6 protein-coding genes are annotated in these 5619 nt (G+C 72.9%); 3 read left to right on the forward strand and 3 right to left on the reverse strand.

The features are described from left to right. Nucleotides 1-283: 283 nt before the first annotated feature. From ACJOT3_RS31970 to ACJOT3_RS31980, 3 genes are read right to left on the reverse strand one after another with little or no spacing between them, the layout of a single operon-like run. Nucleotides 284-559: an Lrp/AsnC family transcriptional regulator gene (locus tag ACJOT3_RS31970; protein ID WP_406976866.1), complete on the reverse strand. Its 276-nt coding sequence runs from the start codon at nucleotides 557-559 to the stop codon at nucleotides 284-286. Nucleotides 560-612: 53 nt separating this feature from the next. Beyond that, on the reverse strand, nucleotides 613-1377 hold the full coding sequence (locus ACJOT3_RS31975) for a rhomboid family intramembrane serine protease (RefSeq protein ID WP_406976867.1): 765 nt from the start codon (nucleotides 1375-1377) through the stop codon (nucleotides 613-615). Then, the gene (locus ACJOT3_RS31980) at nucleotides 1355-3091 is read right to left on the reverse strand and encodes a DEDD exonuclease domain-containing protein (protein WP_406976870.1); all 1737 of its coding nucleotides are present in this window, start codon (nucleotides 3089-3091) and stop codon (nucleotides 1355-1357) included. Before ACJOT3_RS31980 ends, ACJOT3_RS31975 begins: the two co-directional genes overlap by 23 nt. Before the next feature lie 125 nt (nucleotides 3092-3216). On the opposite strand from ACJOT3_RS31980, the gene ACJOT3_RS31985 reads away from it, so the two are divergent. The 3 genes from ACJOT3_RS31985 to ACJOT3_RS31995 all read left to right on the forward strand — a co-directional run. Next, nucleotides 3217-3498, forward strand: a complete 282-nt coding sequence (locus ACJOT3_RS31985; RefSeq protein WP_220559896.1) for a hypothetical protein — start codon at nucleotides 3217-3219, stop codon at nucleotides 3496-3498. Beyond that, nucleotides 3495-4868: an NYN domain-containing protein gene (locus ACJOT3_RS31990; protein ID WP_406976868.1), complete on the forward strand. Its 1374-nt coding sequence runs from the start codon at nucleotides 3495-3497 to the stop codon at nucleotides 4866-4868. Before ACJOT3_RS31985 ends, ACJOT3_RS31990 begins: the two co-directional genes overlap by 4 nt. A 294-nt stretch (nucleotides 4869-5162) precedes the next feature. Next, nucleotides 5163-5619: coiled-coil domain-containing protein (locus ACJOT3_RS31995; protein ID WP_406976869.1), on the forward strand; the 457-nt coding region annotated here is incomplete at its 3' end.

Consider the following 5619-nt stretch of genomic DNA (forward strand, 5'->3'; position numbering starts at 1 on the left):
AAGCAGTTCCGGGCGCTGGCCACGCGTTATGACAAGCTCGCCACGACCTACCGGGCGACCGTGCGTGTCGCCGACATCTTCATCCGATTACGCGCACGGCCCGATCGCCCCACTCAACAAGATCCACCGAACACGCCCTAGGGCGCCGAGCACGGGATAAGGGAAGGCTGTCGGCCGTAGGCCGTCGTTCGAGGGCGGTGGAGGGCGACGGGCGGGCGAAGCGGAGGCCCGAAAAAGCACGGGGGCGGCACCGACGACGGTGCCGCCCCTTTCGTGCGCCCGGCTACCAGCCGATGGCGAAGGCCGACTCCAGGTCGTGCTTGGAGTAGGTCTGGAAGGAGATGTGAGTGTCGGAGGAGATCACCCCGGCCACCTTGTTGACCCGCCCGGGGATGACCTCGGCCAGGTCCTCGTGGCGGCGGACCCGCACCATGGCGATGAGGTCGACCCCGCCGGTGACCGAGTAGACCTCGCTCACCCCGTCGATCTCGGCGATGGCCTCGGCGACCTCGGGGATGCGGTGGACGTCGGCCTTGATCATGACGATCGCGGTGATCACTGTGCCTCCTGGGCGGTGTCGGCGCGGGCGAGGGCCTTGGGGACCGCGCACGGCTAGTAGACGTCGGAGAGCCGCGTCCCGGAGCGCCATCGCAGCCGGTAGACCACCCATCCCACGATCACCCCGGCGACGAATCCGTACACGTGCGCCGCGTAGGCGACGCCGGAGCCCGCACCGGGGGCGTTCGATGTGGTGACGTAGAGAAGATACTGAAGGACGAAGTAGCTGCCCACCAGCGCCCACCCGGGCAGGCGCATGGGGAGCACCCCGAAGACCAGGGTGGTGACCCGGCTGCGGAACTGCACGACCAGGTAGGCGCCGAGTACCCCGGAGATCGCCCCGGAGGCGCCGACCATGGGGATCACGCCCTGCGGCTCGCCCAGGGCGAACCCGTAGGCGGCGGCCAGGCCGGTGACCACGTACAGCACCAGGAACCGCAGCCGTCCGATGCGGTCCTCCACCACCGGCCCGAACACGAACAGGTAGACCATGTTGCCCACCAGGTGGGCGGCGCCGGAGTGGACGAACATGGACGCGAACACCGACAGCCAGACCTGCTTGCCCTCGATGGCCCCGCACTGGGGGACGGCCGGGGCGGCCAGGTCGGTGTGCCCGAACATCTCGGCGGGGACCGCGCCCCAGCGCATGAAGTAGTCCTGGATGGCGCAGAACCGCTCCACCATGTCGGCCGGGTACCAGACCGCGGTGGTCGCCTGCGGAGACATCAGGTAGGCGAGCACGTTGGCCGCGATCAGCAGGTAGGCGACGACGGGGGTGCGGCGGACGGGGTGGTCGTCATTGAGCGGTATCGCGGCCATGCGCCCAGTGTGTCATCTGGGCCATCTCCGTGTACGCCTCGGCGGCCCGCAGCGGGCATGTCCACGCGCCGTCGACCTCCACCAGTCGGGTGGCGGGGTGGTCCAGCCAGGCCAGGATCAGCTCGGTCTCGCCGGGCAGGGCGGCCGACCGCGGGGGCGGGACCGGCTCGACGGTCTCGGCGGTGGCGGTCAGGGAGCGCAGGAACGCCCCGGGGTCGGTGCCGGGCTCCAGGACGGCGCTGGCGGCCAGCCGCCCGTGGCGGACCACGCTGGTGTCCCAGCCGGTGGGGCCGCGCCGGGTGGCGACCAGGTGGGGGACGGCGGCCAGGGCGGCCATGCGCTGGGCGCGGCGGGCGCCGCGCAGGAACGCGGCGAGCCGGTCGCGCAGGGCGGCGGCCTCCTCGTAGCGCAGGTCCGCGGCGAGTTCGGCGATGCGGTCGGTGTGGGCGGCCACGACGGCGTCGGGGTCGCCGGTCATGGCGGTGCGGGCGGCCGCGGCGTGCTCCAGGTAGGCGTCCCGGGGTTCGGTGCCGTCGCAGGGCGCGCCGCAGCGGCCCATCTGGGCGAGCACGCAGGGGGTGACGCCGTCGGTGCCGCCGAGGGTGAGCCGGTGGGTGCACTGGCGCAGCGGCAGGGCGTGCAGCAGCGCCTCCCTGGCGCGTTCGGCCTCCTGGGCGGAGGCGTAGGGGCCGATGTAGGGGGCGCCGTCGTCCTTGACGGTGGTCACCACCGACAGGCGGGGGTAGTCCTCGGCGGTGAGGGTGACCCAGCGGACCCGTTCGGGGTTGCGCGAGCGCCGGTTGTAGGGCGGTTTGCGTTCGGCGATGATGCGCAGCTCGCGCACCGACGCCTCCAGATCGGTGGCGCACACGATGGGGGTGACGCCCGCGACGACCCCGGCCATCTCCCGGATGCGCTGCCGGTTCTCGGCGGCGGTGAAGTAGGAGGCGACCCGGCGGCGCAGGTTGTTGCTCTTGCCCACGTACAGGTCGGCGCCGCGGGCGTCGGTGAACACGTACACCCCGGGGCGTTCGGGCAGCCCCTCGGCCAGGTGCCGTCTGGCGCGCTGGGCCCTGGTGGGCGGTTTGGTGACCGCGCGCAGCTCCTCCAGGCTGCCCACCCCCAGCGGGGTGAGGCGGTCGATGAGCCCGGTGAGGACGGTGACGGTGGCGCGGGCGTCGTCCAGGGCGCGGTGGTTGGGGGTGACCGGCGAGCCGAAGAACGCGGCCAGGGTGCCGAGCCGGTGGTTGCGGGTCTGGCCCGGGGGCAGGACGGCGCGGGCCAGGCGCAGGGTGTCCACGACCGGCGGGTCCGGCCAGGCCGCGCCGTGGCGTTCGCAGGCGGCCTTGAGGAACCCGACGTCGAAGGGGGCGTTGTGGGCGACCAGGACGGTGTCCTCCCGGGCGGTGAGGAAGGCGAGCACCCGGGGCAGCACCTCCTCCGGGGGCGGGGCGGTGGCCACCATGGACTGGGTGATGCCGGTCAGCAGGGTGATCTCGGCGGGGATGACCACGCCCGGGTTCACGAGTGTGGTGAACTCCTCCTCCACCCGCCCGCCGCGCACGCGGACCGCGCCGACCTCGGTGATCCGGGAGTTGGTGGCGCTGGTGCCGGTGGTCTCCAGGTCCAGCACGACGAAGGACACGGCGCCCAGCGGGGTGCCGATGTCGCCGATGTCGAGTTGTACGCCTGCGGGCGCCGCGGACCGTCGAATCACCCGGTCAGGGTAATCGGAGGCGACGACCGAACACGGCCGCCCTCCGGTCCGGGCCACCCGACGTGGAAAGATGTGGGTGTTGGGGCGTAAGGCCCCCGCTTACCCGATCAAGAGGAGGAACCGTGGGGATCGCGATGCCGGGTGACAATGAGCGGTGGCGGTGCACCGGATGCGGCAACCTCACACGGTTCGACGTGACGCGTACGGTCCGCTCCCAGGACTTCGTGCACCTGGACCTGTCCGGTGAGGGGCGGGTGGAGGAGCGCACCGTCCTGTCCGAGACGATCGAGCAGGTGAAGTGCCGCTGGTGCGGGGCCACGGACCGCATCGAGACCATCGCCCGCCCCGACGCCGACCGGTCGGTCTCCGACACCTCGGCGGAGAGCCCGACGGGTCGGGCATGAGCACCCGCCCGGAGGCCGGTGACTCCGGGAACGGGACGGCTCCCGCGCACGGTCACGGGGAGGACGGGGAGCGGCTGCTGCGCCCCCTGCCCGAGGCCGTGCGCTCACGGGTCATCGACTACGGGTCCGACGTGCTGGGCGGCATGCGCGCCGCCGACCTGCCCGCCCCGCTGCGGCGGGTGGCCAAGTTCGAGCCGCGCCGCAGGGCCCGGCTGGCGGGGCCGCAGATCGCCGCCCAGCTGGAGAACGACCCGGATTTCCGGACCCTGGTGGCCGAGCGGGTCGAGCAGGTGTGGCCCGAGCTGGCCGAGGGGCTGCGCTCGGGCGTGGTGCCCCCGGCCGCCGATCCGGTGGCGGTGGGGGCCTGCGCCTACCTGCTGCGCCCGCCGGGGTGGGCCGACATCGTCGAGGGCGTCCACCGCGAGCTGGACCGGGAGGCGGGGGCCAAGGAGGCCGACGAGGCCGCCGAGGCCCTGGAGGAGGTGAACCGCCGCCTGGCCCAGGCCCGCGAGGAGCACCGGGCCGAGACGGAGCGGCTGCGTGCCCAGCTCAAGGAGCACAAGGCCGAGATCTCCGAGCTGCGCCAGAAGGTGCACACCGAGCGGCGCCGGGCCAAGGAGGCGACGGCCCACGCCGAGCAGGTGGCGCTCCAGGCCGACGAGCGCGCCGCGGAGGCCACCGGCCGGGTCGGCGCCCTGGAGTCGGAGAACCGGCGGCTGAAGTCGCGGCTGTCGGCGGCCGAGGCGCAGGTGGAGAACGCCCGGCGGGCGGTGCGGGCGGGCCGCAACGCCGACGAGGCGCGGCTGCGCGTGCTGCTGGACGTGCTGGTCGACGCCTCCCACGGGCTGCGCCGCGAGCTGGCGCTGCCGGCCGCGGTGGACTCCCCCGCCGACCTGGTGGCGGCCGAGGCGGACGAGCGCCGCCGGGTGTCGCTGGGCGGGCTGCCCGACGACGACCCCGGCCTGCTCGAACACCTGCTGACGGTGCCGCGCGTGCACCTGCTGGTGGACGGCTACAACGTCACCAAGACGGGCTACGGGACCCTGCCGCTGGCCGACCAGCGCACCCGGCTGCTGTCCTCCCTGGAGGGGCTGGCCAGCCGGACCAAGGCGGAGATCACCTGCGTGTTCGACGGGGCCGACGTGGACGCCCCGCCGGCGGTGGCGCAGACCCGGCGGGTGCGGCTGCTGTTCAGCGCGCCCGGGGAGACCGCCGACGAGCTGATCGTGCGCCTGGTGCGGGCCGAGCCGCCCGGGCGGCCGATCGCCGTGGTCACCTCCGACCGGGAGATCGTGGGCGCGGTGCGCCGGGCCGGGGCCCGGGCGATCTCCTCGCCGATCTTCCTGCGCAGGCTGGAGTCCCACGGCTGAGCCGGGTGCGGTGCCCGAGGCACCGCACCCGGTTCCGTGTTCCCTCTGAGATCCGTGTCGCCTTGGGATATTGGCCATGTGTTCGGTCGTGTGGTTGAGCCGTGCCGCACGGTCCGCTAGGTTCTACCGGGAACGTGAGTGCTCTACCGGATAGAACGCCACCCGTGTGTCGCCCGGTGGAACCCCGCACACTCACACCCGGTGCCTGCGTCCAGGACGCGGGCGCCCTCCCTTGTACGTGTCTCCCCAGCACCCCCGTGCGGACTTCTCACACCCCAAGGAGCGTGGCCCGCCATGAAGAACACCGGTGGTCGGCGTACGGCTCGCCGCATCGCTGCCTCGACCGGAATCGGAGCGGTCGTCGCAAGCTCCCTCCTCCTCCCCGGCACCGCCCACGCGGACCCCACCCGGGAAGAGGTGGAGGAGGAGATCGAGCGCCTCAACGAAGAGGCGTCCATCGCGGTCGAGGAGTACAACCAGGCCAAGGAGGACCACGAGGTCGCCGAGGCCCGGTACGACGAACTCGAAGAGCAGGTCGGGGACGAGGAGGAGAAGTACGAGGCCCTCAAGGAGAGGGTCCAGAAGCTCGCCAACGCGACCTACCAGTCCGGCGACATGGACTCGCTCACCAACATCCTGACCTCGGACGGTCCCGAGGGGCTGCTGGAGCAGAACGCCGACATCACCTACCTGTCCGAGACCCAGCAGGCGCAGCTGGACGAGTTCGGCGAGTCGGCCGAGCGCCTGTTCT

This window comes from Nocardiopsis protaetiae, from assembly GCF_045446735.1.
In the GTDB taxonomy this organism is placed as follows: Bacteria; Actinomycetota; Actinomycetes; order Streptosporangiales; family Streptosporangiaceae; genus Nocardiopsis; species Nocardiopsis protaetiae.